14 protein-coding genes are annotated in these 15,232 nt (G+C 57.5%); 13 read left to right on the plus strand and 1 reads right to left on the minus strand.

The annotated features are described in order from the left end of the window. The 11 genes from B2589_RS07230 to B2589_RS07280 all read left to right on the plus strand — a co-directional run. Positions 1-972: CpaF family protein (locus B2589_RS07230; RefSeq protein ID WP_286816089.1), on the plus strand; the 972-nt coding region annotated here is incomplete at its 5' end. After that, entirely contained in the window at positions 969-1,886 is a 918-nt protein-coding gene (locus B2589_RS07235) for a type II secretion system F family protein (RefSeq protein ID WP_286816090.1), read from the plus strand. The genes B2589_RS07230 and B2589_RS07235, both read left to right, overlap by 4 nt. After that, complete coding sequence (locus B2589_RS07240; RefSeq protein WP_286816091.1) at positions 1,879-2,751, plus strand: type II secretion system F family protein; 873 nt, start codon at positions 1,879-1,881, stop codon at positions 2,749-2,751. The genes B2589_RS07235 and B2589_RS07240 overlap by 8 nt, the downstream gene beginning before the upstream one ends. 40 nt (positions 2,752-2,791) lie before the next feature. Beyond that, complete coding sequence (locus B2589_RS07245; RefSeq protein ID WP_286816093.1) at positions 2,792-3,502, plus strand: tetratricopeptide repeat protein; 711 nt, start codon at positions 2,792-2,794, stop codon at positions 3,500-3,502. Next, the gene (locus tag B2589_RS07250) at positions 3,499-3,768 is read left to right on the plus strand and encodes a hypothetical protein (protein ID WP_286816094.1); all 270 of its coding nucleotides are present in this window, start codon (positions 3,499-3,501) and stop codon (positions 3,766-3,768) included. Before B2589_RS07245 ends, B2589_RS07250 begins: the two co-directional genes overlap by 4 nt. Then, a complete protein-coding gene (locus B2589_RS07255) occupies positions 3,761-5,587 on the plus strand; it encodes a hypothetical protein (RefSeq protein WP_286816095.1) in 1,827 nt (608 codons plus the stop codon). Before B2589_RS07250 ends, B2589_RS07255 begins: the two co-directional genes overlap by 8 nt. Positions 5,588-5,713: 126 nt before the next feature. Further along, a complete protein-coding gene (locus B2589_RS07260) occupies positions 5,714-6,877 on the plus strand; it encodes a peptidoglycan-binding domain-containing protein (RefSeq protein WP_286816096.1) in 1,164 nt (387 codons plus the stop codon). Positions 6,878-6,885: 8 nt separating this feature from the next. Continuing rightward, on the plus strand, positions 6,886-9,207 hold the full coding sequence (locus B2589_RS07265; protein ID WP_286816097.1) for a GAF domain-containing SpoIIE family protein phosphatase: 2,322 nt from the start codon (positions 6,886-6,888) through the stop codon (positions 9,205-9,207). A 2-nt stretch (positions 9,208-9,209) separates the two neighbouring features. Next, positions 9,210-9,638 (plus strand): ATP-binding protein, encoded by a 429-nt coding sequence (locus tag B2589_RS07270; protein ID WP_286816098.1) that lies wholly within the window; start codon positions 9,210-9,212, stop codon positions 9,636-9,638. Beyond that, the gene (locus B2589_RS07275; protein WP_286816099.1) at positions 9,629-10,003 is read left to right on the plus strand and encodes an STAS domain-containing protein; all 375 of its coding nucleotides are present in this window, start codon (positions 9,629-9,631) and stop codon (positions 10,001-10,003) included. The genes B2589_RS07270 and B2589_RS07275 overlap by 10 nt, the downstream gene beginning before the upstream one ends. A 2-nt stretch (positions 10,004-10,005) precedes the next feature. Further along, the gene (locus B2589_RS07280; RefSeq protein ID WP_286816101.1) at positions 10,006-10,404 is read left to right on the plus strand and encodes a hypothetical protein; all 399 of its coding nucleotides are present in this window, start codon (positions 10,006-10,008) and stop codon (positions 10,402-10,404) included. A gap of 240 nt (positions 10,405-10,644) precedes the next feature. Here B2589_RS07280 and B2589_RS07285 read toward each other — a convergent pair whose 3' ends face one another. Beyond that, a complete protein-coding gene (locus B2589_RS07285) occupies positions 10,645-11,529 on the minus strand; it encodes an EAL domain-containing protein (protein ID WP_286816102.1) in 885 nt (294 codons plus the stop codon). 193 nt (positions 11,530-11,722) lie between these two features. Between B2589_RS07285 and B2589_RS07290 the strand changes: the two genes are divergently transcribed. Together B2589_RS07290 and B2589_RS07295 are read left to right on the plus strand one after the other, a co-directional pair. Then, positions 11,723-13,738 (plus strand): CocE/NonD family hydrolase, encoded by a 2,016-nt coding sequence (locus tag B2589_RS07290; RefSeq protein ID WP_286816103.1) that lies wholly within the window; start codon positions 11,723-11,725, stop codon positions 13,736-13,738. Between the two features lie 93 nt (positions 13,739-13,831). Further along, positions 13,832-15,160, plus strand: coding sequence for a S8 family peptidase (locus tag B2589_RS07295; RefSeq protein ID WP_286816104.1), 1,329 nt, complete (start codon positions 13,832-13,834; stop codon positions 15,158-15,160). Positions 15,161-15,232 lie beyond the last annotated feature (72 nt).

Raw genomic sequence — 15,232 nt, forward strand, 5'->3', positions numbered from 1 at the left:
GTCGGCTTTGGCCCGCTGGAACCGCTGCTGGACGACCCGCAGGTGAACGACATCCTGGTGAACGGGCCCAACAGTATCTTCGTGGAAGTGGCTGGGGTACTGCAGAAAGCCCAGACCCGCTTCATCGACGACGACCACGTGATGCGCATTATCCGCCGGGTTCTGGCCCCGCTGGGCCGGCGCCTGGATGAAAGCAGCCCGATGGTGGATGCCCGCTTGCCGGATGGCTCCCGGGTGAATGCGATTATTCCGCCTATTGCCCTGGATGGTCCGTCTATTTCCATCCGGAAGTTTACCCAGAAACACCTCACTGCCAGCGACCTGGTCAACCTGGGCTCTATGACCCGGGAATGCCTGGAGCTGCTTACCGGGATTGTCCAGAACCGCCGCAACCTTCTGGTCAGTGGTGGTACCGGTACCGGTAAAACCACCATTCTGAACCTGCTCAGCCAGTTCATCCCCAAGGATGAACGCATTGTGACCATCGAGGACTCAGCCGAGCTTCAGCTTAACCACCCCCATATTGTCCGGCTGGAAACTCGGCCCGCAAACGCGGAGGGAACCGGTAAGGTGGCCGCCCGGGATCTGGTGGTCAACGCTCTGCGTATGCGGCCAGACAGGGTCATCGTGGGCGAGGTGCGTTCCGGCGAAATTATCGAGCTGCTTCAGGCCATGAATACCGGCCATGAAGGCTCCATGAGTACCATTCACGCCAACTCCTCGAAAGACGCGCTGATCCGGATTGAAACCCTGCTGGCGGTGAATGGCTATGATGCCGGTGAGCGGGCCATTGGCCGGCTTATCGGTTCGTCGCTGGATGTGATTGTGCAGCTTGCGCGCCTGCCGAATGGCCGGCGCCTGGTGAGTGAGGTTGTCGCCATGACGCCTACCCGCGATGACCCGTACCAGATGGAAACCCTGTACCGGGCCAAGGAGCTGGATGCCCAGGAAATGGCGGGAGCCCAGCTGTGAGTGTTCAGGTGATCTGGCTGGCAGCGCTGTTCTTTGGCGCCCTTGCGGTGGTGGTTATGCTGCTGCAGCTGGTGATCGGCCAGGTCCGCCATGACCGCAACCTGAAAAAGCTCAGTAAGAACCGCCTCTATCCGCAGATTGTCACAGAAGACCAAAAGAAAGCCGGTATCGATATCGGGCCGCTGGAGCAGTTGCTGATCCGCGCTGGTATCCGCATGTCGGTAACCAGGGTGGTTGTGGTTGCGGTACTTTTCTTTGGTTCCCTGATCGGTGTTTATGTCTACCGTGGGCCCATTGAAGCCCTGGTGGCCCTGGTGGCCGTTGTGCTGATTGGCGTTACCCTTTGGCGGGTGAAGTTCGAGCGACTTCGCCGGCAGATCTTCGAAGAGCTGCCGGGTATTGTGGATGCGGTACTTCGTTCTTTAGTGGCCGGTCGCTCGGTGGAACAGAGCCTTCTGGTGGCCTTTGCCGATGCCTCCGATGTTTTCCAGCCCCTAAGCTTCCGCTTGCGGGGCGCGGTCAGCCAGGGCCGGGACTACACCCGCATCTTTGACGACTTCGCCGAGTTGTACAGTGTTCCTCCGTTTACCCAGATTGCCATTGCCCTGCGCACGTCTGCCCGTTTCGGCTCGTCGGTTCGCCCGGTTCTTCAGGAAGTCTCCAAGGCCATTCGTGCACGGCAGGAACTGCGCCGGGAGTTTATGGCAGCAACGTCAGAAACCCGTTTCACGGCCGTGGTCTTCGCTATCTTGCCGCCTGCCATGGGGGCTTACATCGTTTTGATGAACGAAGAGTTCTCCGAAGCACTGCTTAATACCAGTACCGGCCACACCATGATGATAACCGCCGGTGTGCTGCAGGTGTTGGGCACCCTGTTGATCTGGAACCTTATCCGGGGGGTGGGCCGTGGATAACCTCTGGTTTGCGGCGGCGATCGTGTTTGCCATGGCGTCTGTGTTGTATGCCCTGGTCTGGGCGCCTGCCTGGGCCATGCGGGCGCGGGTGACGGCTCGGTTACAGCGCAGGCATCTGTCGGCAGATGATGCCCGCGAAGATTCCCCGCTGGCAGGTTTTCTGTACTGGCTGGTAGAGAAACCGCTGTTTGCCGGGGATTTTCGAGAGCTGGAGCCGGCACTGGATGCCACAGGCAAAACACCGCTGCAGGCCCGGGGCCATTATGTGTTGATGTGCTGGGTGGTGCCGGTTGCGGTGGGGGTGATTGGCTATATCACCAGCGACTTGCTGACCTTACTGATTGCGTTTGTGCTGGCCTTTTATATTTCACGGCAGCTGATTCGTGCGGCTGGCCGCACGGCGGAAAAACAGCAGAACCGTGAAGCCATCGAACTGTGCCAGATGACCCGGATGCTGATGCAGGCTGGCCTCAGCCCGGAGCGGACTCTGAAGCTGATCGCCCATCAGGCCCGGGATTTGATGCCATTACTGGTGCGCCGTATCGACCGATTTAACCGTGTGATGGAAAGCGGCGCCGACCGCACACGGGCGCTGGATGAGCTGGGCCACAACCGCAACCTCACAGTGCTTCGCAACTACGTAACCATTCTGAAGCAGGCCGGCACCCTGGGGGCAGGCGTATCCAGCGCCCTTGAACAGATTATTGCAGAGGCCCACCACGAAGAACGCAGCAAACTGAAAGAAGAAACCAACCGTGTGGGCGCCAGGATGACCATCATCATGATGGTATTTATGTTGCCGTCACTGTTCATACTGATTGGCGGGCCGGCAGTGCTTTCCATTATGGATGCGCTGCAGCGGTAATCGACGAGTGATCACCAAGCTTTCCGGTAAGGAGCGTTAGATGAAGTACAAGAAAGTTGTCCGGTTACCAGCGATGGCGCTTTTGACGGCGGCCCTGGTGTCCGGCTGCGCTATGACACCTGAGGCAGACAGCTCCGCTGACAGGGCAGACCGGGATCAGGGAGCGCCGCTTTATGTGAGCTGCAAGACCAACATGACGCCGGAGCACCGGGTGGAATTGGAAGCGATCGATTCCATGATGGAGCGGTCCAGAAACTACGCGGCGTTGGCCAGGCTGGAAGAGCTGCCCTTCCAGACCCAGCACCACTGGCTGCGTTGGGCCCAGCTGCTCGCCAAGGTGGAGCAGCTGGACTATTCCGAAGAGGTTTACCAGCAGATTGCCGAAAGCTGTGATAGTGCACAGGCCTATCATGGCCTTGGAGTGGTGTATGTGAAAGGCAACAAGCTGGAAGAGTCCCTGACCGCACTGGGTACCGCCAAGGCGAAGGCGCCGGCCTCCTCCGATATCCGCAACGATTTTGGCGTGGTGTTGATGCAGACCGGTTTCTATGGCCAGGCAGCGTTCGAACTACGTACGGCCTACGAGTTGTCTGGCGGTAGCGAGACCACCGGCCGCAATATGGTAGCGGCTTATTACCTTCAGGGTGGAAACAGCTCCCTGGCCCGGTTGCAGCAGGACCTGGGGTTGAGTGACCAGCTGCTTGCCGCCGGTAAAGAATTCTCCAAACGCTTTGCAGGAGGTTCACGATGATCCGCATGACCTTCCTGGCTGGCGCACTGGCGCTGGCTGCCACGTCCGCGCTGGCAAACCCGCCGGATAATGATCTTGGGCTGGCGGGCGTAAGCTTTGACCAGGATGACCGGACAGAAGCCCGTAAAGCCATGGACGAACAGGCGCAGCGGCCTGCTCGTGGTGGTGAGCTGAGTTCCACCATTTACATCAAAACCCAGGAGCGGCTGGCGAAGTCTTTCGAGCAGCCAATTCGTGACAAGATTGGCGAGTCCACCAGTGAATAAGATCCGTCGTCAATCCGGGGTGCTGGTTTTCCTGACCCCGTTTTTGATGGTGGCACTGGCCGTAGTCGCCGTGCTGGCCATGGATGCTGCCCGCCTGTATTCGGTGAAGGCAGACATGCAGCGTGTGGTGAATGCGGCGGCTACGGCGGCGGCGGATGAGGCGCAGGCTTGCGGGGCGGGTGATTTGACGGCCATGACAAATCGAGCCCTCGCAGCTGCTAAAGCGATGGGTTATGAGGAAGGGGTTGGGTCATTAGAGGTTCAGGCCGGAGTGCTTTTGCCTCGCGAATCAAAGCCCGGAGAGCTGAAGTTTATCCAAACGCCTGATATTGAGCAGAGCAATGCGGCAGCGGTTCGTTATACACGAAAAGAGCCGGTTTCCAGGCTTCTTCCAGAATCATTCTTGAGCCCGCTTGACTTGTCAGTTAATGCTGCATCTCGTAAAGACCTGTATGCGGTTTTGAGTGCGGGAGCATCTACTGTATCGGTAGATGGCGGCCTGCTGAGCTCGCTAATCGGTGCTGTTTTAGGGCAGCCAGGGCCCTACAGCCTTGACGCAACAGATATATCAAGCTTGCAAGGAACACTGGTTAGTGTCGGTGACCTTGTCGCTGGACTTGGAGTAGCAGATCTCACTGCCTTTGCAGGCGAACCACTGATTGACCTGCTGGAGGTTATTGCCGGCCTGGGCAATGAAATCGTCACTCAGCCCGTTGCAGATATTGTCCGAGACTTAAAGGGTGTTGCAGGTATTAACGAACTCACGGTCGAGGATGCTTTAGAGATTCATGGTGACAAAGCCGGTGCCATGGATGCGAGCTTCCCTCTTTATGACTTTGTTATCAGCGTTGTCATGAACAGCGCATCTAAGTTAAATGACGGGGGGGCGTTGGTCGGCTTGAGTCTGGATACTTTTGAGACTGATTCACCGCTAATTTCGGCAGTTAAAACGGCATCTTCTATCCTTGCTGATATAAATCTTGAGCTTGATTTGCACGTAGATAATCCAGCCCCTGTTGTGATCGGCCCGGCCTTAAAAGATAGCGATGGTTGGGTGACCAATTTGCAGGCGTCGGATATTTCGCTAGCAGTTTTGGCGGAACTGGGGTTGAACCTCGATGGTCTCGAAGCATTGATCAATGTGTTGTCTCTTGGGACGATCGCCCTCGAAATTGCTGACGACATACGAGTTCCCGTGGTGGTAGAAGTGGGCGGAGGGAGTGTTGAGTTTGTTGGGGCTCGCTGTGCGCGACCGGAAGCCGGAAACGTTGGCGTGAACCATGTTGACCTTGAGGTTCAGCTGGAAAACACCGCACTAAGTATTGCCAGCGGTACACTGGATTCTGCAACAGGTAGTTTGGTTCCGGAGCCGGTGTCAGCAAAAATCCTGGAAATAGACGCACTCTTTTCAGACCCGGTCGGGTTATGCCTTGCTGCAAATCTAAGTGCAACCATACCGTCAGTTGCCGGCACTCAAAACCATTATGTGATGGATTACCCTTTATATTGTCCTGATGGTGTGTGTGAAACGAGCGAGTTTACAGGCGATGCCGACAGCAGTCTGGACGGTATAGAGCTAGGTTTGAGCGATGTAACGCTGCTGGGCTGTGCAGCTGAGGAAAGCGATGATCTCGATTCTGTCATTGGCAAGCTGCTGTCTCCAGTGACAAAGTTGGTGGAAGACGTGACTGCGTTATTGCTCGAGGGATTGATTGCTCCCCTCCTCAAATTGTTGGGGGTGGATGTAGGGAGCGTTAACGTCACCGTGACTGGTGCAGATCAGCTCGGTCATCAACTCATAGAAAACGTGGACATGTAAATCCCGAACCGCTTGCATTGCGTGGGGTGCGTAACACTGGGTATGCTTGCGAACTCAAAACAATCACCACATTCCAGAAGCTGGCCATAGCCAGCTTTCACAAATCTGAAAACAGGGCAGGGCGCAGTGCGCAAATTAGTTTGGTTGCCGATGGTTGCCGCGATTGCATCCGGTTGTGCGGTAAGTTCCGATGCACCGGGGCAGAAAGTGACGGGTGTTTATGCTTATGAGGTTGGTTCTGAGCCGGAACAGCCAGAGCCGGAAGCCGTAGATGCGTCTCCGACCCGTGATAGCGACAAGGCGGCAACCGCTCCGTCGGAAACCGTAGCCGAGCCCAGCCCTGAACCACAGCGGCCCACCTTACAAGCGGAGGCCGGACAATCCGTTTCGCCTGCTGCGTTGATGTCTGCCCAGGCGGAGACAGGTGAGATCGATATTCAGCCGGGCCAGTGCTGGGTCTACGCCCAGATCCAACCACGGCCGGTGCAGGAAAGTGTTCAGGTTAAGGTTCGGGATTCCGAGGTGCGCCTGGATGTGACACCTGCGGAGTTCCGCCGTGGCGTCAAAAAGGTGGTAACCCGGGAAGGCACCAAAACCTATCGTGTGAAGCCCGCCACTTATAAGGAAGTCACCGAAGAAGTGCTGGTCAAGCCGGAAACCACCAGGCTGGTGATTGAGCCTGCAGTGTATGAAGAGGTTGAGGAAGAGGTGGTTCTGGAAGCCGCCCGAACCGAACTGGAGCCCTGCCGGACCTCCGGTGCTGTGGCTTACGGAAATGCCTCTCCGGCCTTCGGGTTTTGTGCGGTAGAGATTCCTGCCCGAACCAAGACGGTGAACGTCACCAAGCTGGTTAAGCCGGAGGCCACCCGCACCGAAGTCATCCCCGCCGAATATAAAACGGTGACCCGTTGGGTGGTTGATCAGCCGGCGCAGGTGATTCCGGTGAAAACGGATGATGAGATAGAAGCCTTTGAGGTTTCTGAAGTGGTGGAGCAGCCGCAAACCCGGGAGACTGCGATTCCCGCAGAAACCCTGCAAATGAACGTGAAACGCTATGAAGGTAAGCCGAAGATTGTTGCCCGGCAAGCCGTGTGCGACCGCAACCTTACCCGGGACATGGTCAGGGAAATGCAGGAAGCACTGGTGGAGCTTGGTTACGACGTTGGCGAGATTGACGGCTTGCCGGGCCCGAATACTATTGACGCACTAACCCTGTATCAGGTGGATAACGGCCTCGCCTCTGGCGCTATAACCATTGAGACAGCCGAACGCCTGGGCGTTCTTGACTGAGCGCTATCATGATTTCTGAAGCACTGTATTTACCCCTGACGGGCCTTTTGGCCGCCCTCGCAGGGGCAGTGCTTCTTGTGGCACTGGTGCAAAGACGCAAGCATCAGCGCCGATACCGCGAGCTTCAGCACGAGTTCTACGACCTTCGCAGGCAATACGCCTCGGCCCAGGAGGACTCCCGCGCACAGCTTGATCAACTTCCTGCCGTTATTCTGATCTTCGAGCGCCAATGGCCGAAACTCCTCTTCGCTAACCGCCTTGCCAGGGAAGTTTTCGGGTGCCAGACCGAAGAGCAGCTGATGGACCGGTTGTTCAGCAAGCCGGATGCCTGGTTGCCCGGCCCCCACAGTTTGGTGGATTTTGAAGATTGGCTGGCCGGTGCCCGGGATTTTGGTATGGCCCGGCGGGAGTGGTGTTTTGCCACCGGGCCGGATGAGAGTCTCTGGCTGGATTGCGAGGTGGGCAATACCATCTTTGCGGGGCAGCCGGCACGGTTGTTTTCCGGGGTGAACATCCACCATCGCAAGATGGAGAGCATTGCCGACAACCTGCGTGAACGGGCGCTGTTCGGGATCAATGCCGGCCGCCCCCTGGATCGCCTTATTGAAGCCGCGTCCAAGTTGCTGGAAGTTCAGATTCCCGGTACCCGCTGCATTGTTTCCCTTTACGACGAGCAGCGTGACGTTCTGGTTTCCCAGGGTAATTCCGGTTTTGCCAAAGAGTTCTGTACCCAGATACCGTCAGTGCCGGCTCGTTTCGGAGCTACCTCCATCGGTTCCGCCGCCCACACCCGCGCCAGGGTGACTACGGAATCCATCTCTGGCGACCACCAGTGGCAGGGCTACAGTCAGCTTTGTCAGGAGCTCAATGTAGACGCAGCGTGGTCTGAGCCGGTGCAGGATCAGCACGGAAACCTGCAGGCGGTGATCACCCTGTTCAGCTCGGCGCCCCGAAAACCGGATAGTGCGGTCATCCAGCAGTTCTCATCGGTGGTGTCTTTGTTGGGGCTGGGTATTGAGCGGGAGCAGTGGAAGCTGGCGTTGGAGGCTTCGTCTGCCCACGAGCGCTTCGTTCGCGAAATCGGTGTCGAGATTGTGAATGTGCGTGCCGACGATTATGCCCCTGGCCTTCAGGAGGTGGCTCGTCGCATCCAGGCACACTATGGCCTTGGTGCCCTGAATATCTGGCAGGTAGAGCCGGACGAGAACCTTCTGGTGCCGGTGGCCGGAACAGTGGGGCCGCAGTCCGGAGAGGGGGGCGCCAGCACACTGCAGGTGCCGGTTGACTGGTTTGAAGGTGTCTTCCGCAGCCGGGAGCCTAAGTATGTCATTCCCCAGGATGAGCTATATGCCCGTATCCGCCATAGCGGGCCGCCCAGGCCGGTGCTGGTGGTGCCGCTCTATAGCGATGCCGCCCGTGGCCCTTTGTTGGGACTGCTTACGGTGGAGTCCCGCCATCAGTATGTGAAGAAATCCAGTATCGAATACCTGAGTGTGATTGGCTCGGTTATCAAAACCAGTCTGATCAATCGCCGTTTGATGACCAGGCTGTCTGATGCCGCCGATACTGAGCGCCGGGCACGGCAGAAGCTGGAGGGTGAACTGGATGTGGCCAGGAGTATCCAGATGTCGATGGTGCCGGGTTCCGGGTCCTACCTGCAGCAGTTTCGGGCCTGGAACATTGAAGCCTGGCTCAGCCCTGCAAAGGCGGTGGGCGGCGATTTCTATGAGTTGATTGCCTTGCCCCAGGGCCGGTTGCTGGCGGCGGTAGGGGATGTGTCCGACAAGGGTGTGCCGGCGGCTCTGTTTATGGCCAGAACGGTGAGCCTGCTGAATTTTCTGGCCCGCAGTAAAGATGGTAACCTCCTGGATATTGCCGAGGGCCTTAACCGGGAGCTGTGCAGGGGCAATGATGCCTGCATGTTTGTAACGCTGGTACTGGTCCTGGTGGACCTGGCTTCGGGTAAGGCGGAGATGCTCAGTGCCGGCCATACCACGCCGCTCCAGCGGTTCCGGGACCGTCTGCCGCTGTTGTGGCGAGGGGAAGTGAGTGCCCCGCTGGGCCTTTATGATGATGTGGCATTCACCGCCGCACCGCTGGACATCCCGGACGGCAGCAGTCTTGTACTATACTCGGATGGTGTAACCGAGGCCTTCAACAAGGACGGTTCAGAGTTCGGCGAAGATCGGCTGCTTAACCTGGGCCACAGAGTCGATGGCTCGGGCGATAGCTTTCTGGCCCATATGCGCGGGCAGTTGTCTGAATTTACAGAGGGAGCCGAGCAGTCTGATGACATAACGATAATGACCATCAACCATCACGGCTTTTAGGTATGAGACTCAACGTTCATCCGGCAGACCCCGTCAGTTACGTACTGGTAAACATGGCGGGTGAGTTTGAGAGGCATAACGTGGGTGCTGGCGTTGTACATGATTGCCAGGTAATCATAGACGAAATCTACGCCAACCTCCGGGCCCATGTGCTTCCTGATAACCCGGACCTCACCTGGACCATCACCCTCAATCCTGCCGAAGACCACCTGGAGCTGGTGGTGGAATACCAGGGCCCTTTTTTTGATCCAACCCGGCCATTACCTGTGGGCTACAGGCACCCGGCCGTGCGCCCGGAAGGCGGCATGGGGTTGTACCTGATGTCGGAACTCAGTGATGATCTAAAGCACACGTACCATCGGGGCGTGAATACCCTGACTATCCGAAAGGAACTTGGCAGTAACCACAAGGAGCATTCGTTATGCCGCTAAACATCAAGGTGGCCCAGGAAAGCGACGAAGCGCTGGCCCTGATGCTGACAGGGTCAATAGACAGCGATACCGCACCTGAGCTTGAAGCCACACTGGCAGACATGGTGCACCCGCAGATTTCCTATGTGGGCCTGAACATGGCCGGGGTAACCTTTATCAGTTCTGCCGGCTTGAGGGTGGTGTTCAAGGTGCTCAAGCAGATGAAGGCGCGGGAGGGCCAGCTACTGGTAACGGAGATGAGCCCCCGCGTGGAAAAAGTCTTCGAGATTGTAAAAATGATTTCGGACCTGTCGATATTCGCCAGTCACCAGGAAATGGACGACTATCTGGCAGTGATTCAACAGCGCGAAAGCGACGAGGGATAGGCATGGCAATAATTCTGGACGGGTCGCTCGGTATTCAGCGTGATGAAGAACAGCAAATCGCGAATATTGAATGGTTCCTGTACGGCTTGCCGGACACAGAGGCCGCGCCGGAAGACGTGGTGTTCCTGAATGAGTCCTTCGGTACAGACTCGCCGCAGATGGTGAGCTTTACGCTGGGGGGCGAAGAGTATGCGGTTTATGCAGACTGGCAGTCCGTGGCAGACCGGGCCAATGCTGTGTCTGTGCGGCAGTTTTATAAAGAGTACGGATATATACTATTGTCGGGTCTGTTGGAATCCAATAGTCTAAGCGATAAACCGAAAAAGAAAGAATGGCTGGTTCCTGTGCAATACTTTGATGACTATGTGACGATGGTCAATAAGTTGTCGCACCCGGCCTGATATTTTCGGTCAATGAATTTGTCTGGAGACATAGTGTGGCCACAGTCTACGATCAGCAGTATCTGGAAACCGTAAAAGGTATGGCCCAGGCCGGTATGGAAATACGCCTGGTGGTGGGTGACAGCCTGCGACGTAAAACCGGGCAGACGGCCGGCGCGATGCCCGAAGAACTTCGTGCTGGCGTATCGCGCCTTGCTGAGTGCACCCTGGAGCTGAGTGAATTCAGCGCCGAGCAGTTGGCTAGCCGTAGTGCTGACGCATCGCCAGCCCGGACCACAACTGGCGCGGGTCATAAAGTGGAGAGCTGACGCCGGGCTTCAGTATTTCCGGAGAGTGCTGTTGCACAAACTCAACGGTTGCGGCGGATGGCAGGGGCGGCAATAACCAGAATCCCTGGGCATAGTCACAACCGAGAGTCTGGAGCAGTTGCCATTGCTCACGGCATTCCACGCCTTCTGCGGTAACGCTTAACCCTGCCTTGCGCGCCAGCCCGATCAACTCCTGCACATGTCGGCGGCCGGCATGACTGTCGATTCTGGCGGTGTCTTTCTTGTCTATTTTCAGTTCCCTGGCCTGAAACAGCTCCATTCTTGAGGGCTGGTTGTGGCCCTGGCCAAAATCATCCAGCGACACCTCAACACCGTAACGGGCAAGGTCTTTGAAGGCTTTTATGGCCTGCTCGGTATTGTCCAGCGGGGCGGTTTCGGTGAGTTCGAACATAATGCGCGGGTGCAGGGTAGACGACAGAATGCGCTTAACCGAGCGCAGAAAACCTTCGTTCCCCACACTGCTGGCGGACACGTTTACCGATACCGGTTCCAGGTTGAGCCGCAACCATGCCGGCCATTGGCTGATCTGCCCCAAAGCCTTTGAAAGCACATGGCAGTCCAGCTTCGGCGCAAGCCCCTGCTGTTCTGCGCATCGAATAAAGTGGTCTGGCTGTTGCCAGAGTTTTGCGCTGCGCGGGCCGGGCCATCGGGCCAGCACCTCTACACCGCAGGCCACTCCGGTCGCCACGGAGAACTTGGGCTGATACACCAGTGCCAGCCCTTCGGTATCGATTACATCACGAAGAAAGCCTGCCTGTGCCTGCCCGGATGGTTCTGAATTGGCGACTGATGTCATGATTCGGCCTTTGTTATGTATTATCGAATGACATATTCCATGCCTGAATAATACTTTAGTGTCGATTGCATCAAATGGCGGTATCGGCAGTCCTTGTTGTCATTAGAGTCAAGGTAAAAATATAGATAGTCATACTATATTAATCAAAAATCGGGGTCAGACCCCGGCCTGGAATGACAATAAGGAGCCCGTCATGGCCCGTAACAACAAAATACGATTTCGGTTAGCAATGCTGGGTGCTCTTGGCCTGTCCCTGGCCGGTTGTGGCGGCGATTCAACCGAAAGCCCTGCACCCATTGCCGAGACCTCTCCGGAAACTCCCATGAAGGAACAGCCCGGGGAGGTAGAGCAGCCCCGCGCAGTTCAGCAAATGATGACGCTGGGAACCCGGCAACAGGAGGCCGGCCAGGTTCAGGTAGCCACCAGTGAGTCGCGCCAATGGCAGCCCTACGAAAGGGCGCCGGAGTTCAGCCATATGGTGGCCTTGCCCAACCAGGTGATCACCATGTCTGACGGTACCCAGCTGTTTGCGAAGGTGACCTTGCCGGGCAGCAGTGCTGATGAGGCCGCAACAGGGCCGTTTCCGGTGGTGTTAACCCAGACCTCGTACAACACGTCTCTGGGTAGCTTTGCGACGGCGGTTGGCGGGGCAAATGAATTTCTGGTGAGCCGGGGTTATGCCCACGTAGTGGTGGATGTTCGTGGTACCGGTAACTCGGGCGGTAACTGGGAAGCCTTCGGGGAGCGCGAGCAGCAGGATTACGGCGAAGTGGTGGACTGGATTGTGCAGCAGCCCTGGGCCCAGCCCCGGATTGGTGTTGAGGGGATTTCCTATCTGGGCATCACCGCTATTCTGACCGCCCAGCAGAATCACCCGGCGGTAAAGGCTGCGTTTCCGATTGTCCCCATCGGCGACGGTTACCGGGACATTGTGTTCACCGGTGGCAACGTGAATGCCACCTTCATTCCCATGTGGATGGGGCTGGTGACGGGGTTGGGTGCAGTGCCCCTCGAGATGGCTCCAACGGATCCGTTCGCATTCTTCAAGGCTCTGCCGGAGCGGTTGTTAGGAGCTGCCTTGGACTTCCAGTTGCCCACTATTCTGAAGGCACTGCTGGGTGAGCCGAAAACCGCCTATGACGATGACTTCTGGGCAATTCGTTCGCCGCTGGAAAATGCCGACAAGGTGAATGTGCCCACATTTATTGTTGGCGGACTGTTCGACCTGTTCCAGCGCAGCGAGCCCCTGTGGTTTGAACAGCTTAGTGGCCGGGTGGATACCAAGTTGCTGATTGGCCCCTGGAACCATATCCAGGCCGCGGGAATTCCGGAAAACGGTTTGCCGAAGGATGGCGTGCCGGACCTGGATACCCTGCGGCTGCAGTGGTTCGACGAATACGTGATGGGGCTGGATACGGCTGTGGCGAGCCAGCCGGATGTGACCCAGTACGTGCTGGGCCTGGAGCGTTATGAAACCACCAGCCATTGGCCACATCCGGATATGCGGGCCGAGCGATTTTACCTGGCCCCGTCTGAGGAAACCTTTCCGGCCATGGGCAGCCTTGTGCAGGAAGCTCCTGAAGCCGTGGGTGAACAAAGTACCATCCAGTATCCGCTTAACGGCCTGTGTTCGTTCAGCCTGAACCAGTGGACGGCAGGCTTTGTCGGCCTGATGCCGATTCCCTGCGCTGAAGACAACAGCTATGCGGAAGTGGAAGCCATCAAGTTCGAACTGCCGGCCGGTGAAGAGGGGCTATACCTGAATGGCCCCATGCAGGCCGACTTGTGGGTTTCTACCACCGCCTTCGACGTGCAGCTTTCCGTGCGGCTGGATACCGTGCACCCGGACGGCTCCACCAGCCCTATCACTAACGGCTTGCTGACAGCCAGCATGAGCACCGTCGATGAAAGCCGCTCCCGTTTCGTAAACGGCGAAATGATCCAGCCCTGGCACACCTACAGCCAGGAAGATGTTCAGCAGCACGACCCCGGCGAGATTCGCAAGGTTTCCGTAGAAATCTTCCCGAGCAGTGCCTACATACCACCGGGTTCCAGCCTGAGGGTATCCGTGAACACCAGCAACCTGGCGCAGGGCATCCCGCCGTTGCTGACCACAATCAAATCGGCTCTGGGCGTGATGACCCTGCACACCGGCCCGGAAACACCCTCCAGCCTGGTGCTCCCGATAGTACCCGCCGCCAACCTTTAACCCCCGGCGGGGTCAGACCCCCGATACATTTCACCGCTCGAAATGTACCGGGGGTCTGAGCCGCTTTTCACAACAAGAAACTGAGGAGACTGTATGACCACCAAAAACCATTTCCACAAAGCCGCGCTCGCGTCTGCGTTGCTGGCCGTCGCCCCGTTGACTGCGGATGCGGGTTTGTTGTCCGGCTTGCTGAATGGAGGTGCGCAGGAGCCCGTTGAGGAGCAGGCTGATAACCGAACGATTCCCCAGCGGTACATTGTGACGGTGGATCCGTCCCTGTCATCGATTCTGGGTGTGGGTGGCCCGCTGCTTGCCGGTATTGAACAATTGCTGAATGCCGTTGGTGGTGGAAAGGTTCTCTATTTGTACGAGAGCGTGATGTCTGGCGCGACGGTTCAGCTTACGGACAGCCAGGCTCGGATGCTGGAGTCCCTGCCCGGGGTTGAGCGGGTAGAGCCGGATAGCTGGATGACGGCCAGCGGTACGCTCACTCAGCAGAATGCCACCTGGGGGCTGGACAGGGTAGACCAGGCCACGCTGCCGCTGGACAGCCAGTTTACCTATCCTGAACTTGCCGGGCAGGGCGTAAACGTTTACGTGCTGGATACCGGTGTTCTCAGCACCCACGTGGATTTTGAAGGGCGCGCCAGCGGGATGAACTTTCACGATGACAGCGGCCTTGCCGGACTGTCTCCGGGGCTGCCCATTGTAGGTGACCTTCTTAACCTTCTGCTGGGCGGTTTGCTGCCGTTTGAAAGTGAAGAGAGCATTTCCGCCTACTCGGCAGAAGACTGTAACGGCCATGGTACCCATGTGGCCTCCACGGCTGCCGGGGAAGAGTTTGGTGTCGCCAAGGAAAGCAATATTATCGGCCTGAGGGTGCTGGGCTGTAACGGATCCGGTGCGACCAGTGCGATTATAGAGGCGCTGGACTGGATGGCCGAGAACGCCGAGAAACCGGCCGTAGCGAATATGTCGCTGGGCGGTGGCAGCTCCCAGACTCTGGATGAGGCGGTTCAGGCGGTAGTTGCCCGGGGAATACCGGTGGTGGTAGCCGCTGGCAATAGTAACGCAGATGCCTGCAGCGGTTCGCCGAACAGAGTGCCGGAAGCAGTAACCGTAGGTGCAACCGACAACCGCGACCGCAGAAGCAGCTTTTCAAACCATGGAAGCTGTGTAGATATCATGGCGCCGGGCACAGATATCACCGCAGCCTGGTACACCGGTGATACCGACACCAACACCATCAGCGGCACTTCCATGGCATCACCCCACGTGGCCGGCGCAGTTGCCTTGATGCTGGGCCAGAACCCGAGCCTGAGCCCGGAGCAGGTTGACCAGGCCGTGAAAGCACAAGCCAGTACCAACCAGCTGCAAGACCTCAACGGTTCGCCAAACCGCCTCCTGAACGTTAACCCGTAACCACTGCGGGGTCAGACCCCCGATACATTTGCCATGGTGAAATGTATTGGGGGTCTGACCCGCTGTGACGAA

This window comes from Marinobacter sp. UBA3607, assembly GCF_002375525.1.
In the GTDB taxonomy this organism is placed as follows: Bacteria; Pseudomonadota; Gammaproteobacteria; order Pseudomonadales; family Oleiphilaceae; genus Marinobacter; species Marinobacter vinifirmus.

Coding starts and splice junctions, on each gene's coding strand:
- B2589_RS07290 (WP_286816103.1), top strand. CDS start 11,723: ATGGCCCGTAACAACAAAATACGATTTCGGTTAGCAATGCTGGGTGCT.
- B2589_RS07285 (WP_286816102.1), bottom strand. CDS start 11,529: ATGACATCAGTCGCCAATTCAGAACCATCCGGGCAGGCACAGGCAGGC.
- B2589_RS07280 (WP_286816101.1), top strand. CDS start 10,006: ATGGCAATAATTCTGGACGGGTCGCTCGGTATTCAGCGTGATGAAGAA.
- B2589_RS07250 (WP_286816094.1), top strand. CDS start 3,499: ATGATCCGCATGACCTTCCTGGCTGGCGCACTGGCGCTGGCTGCCACG.
- B2589_RS07295 (WP_286816104.1), top strand. CDS start 13,832: ATGACCACCAAAAACCATTTCCACAAAGCCGCGCTCGCGTCTGCGTTG.
- B2589_RS07265 (WP_286816097.1), top strand. CDS start 6,886: ATGATTTCTGAAGCACTGTATTTACCCCTGACGGGCCTTTTGGCCGCC.
- B2589_RS07245 (WP_286816093.1), top strand. CDS start 2,792: ATGAAGTACAAGAAAGTTGTCCGGTTACCAGCGATGGCGCTTTTGACG.
- B2589_RS07270 (WP_286816098.1), top strand. CDS start 9,210: ATGAGACTCAACGTTCATCCGGCAGACCCCGTCAGTTACGTACTGGTA.
- B2589_RS07275 (WP_286816099.1), top strand. CDS start 9,629: ATGCCGCTAAACATCAAGGTGGCCCAGGAAAGCGACGAAGCGCTGGCC.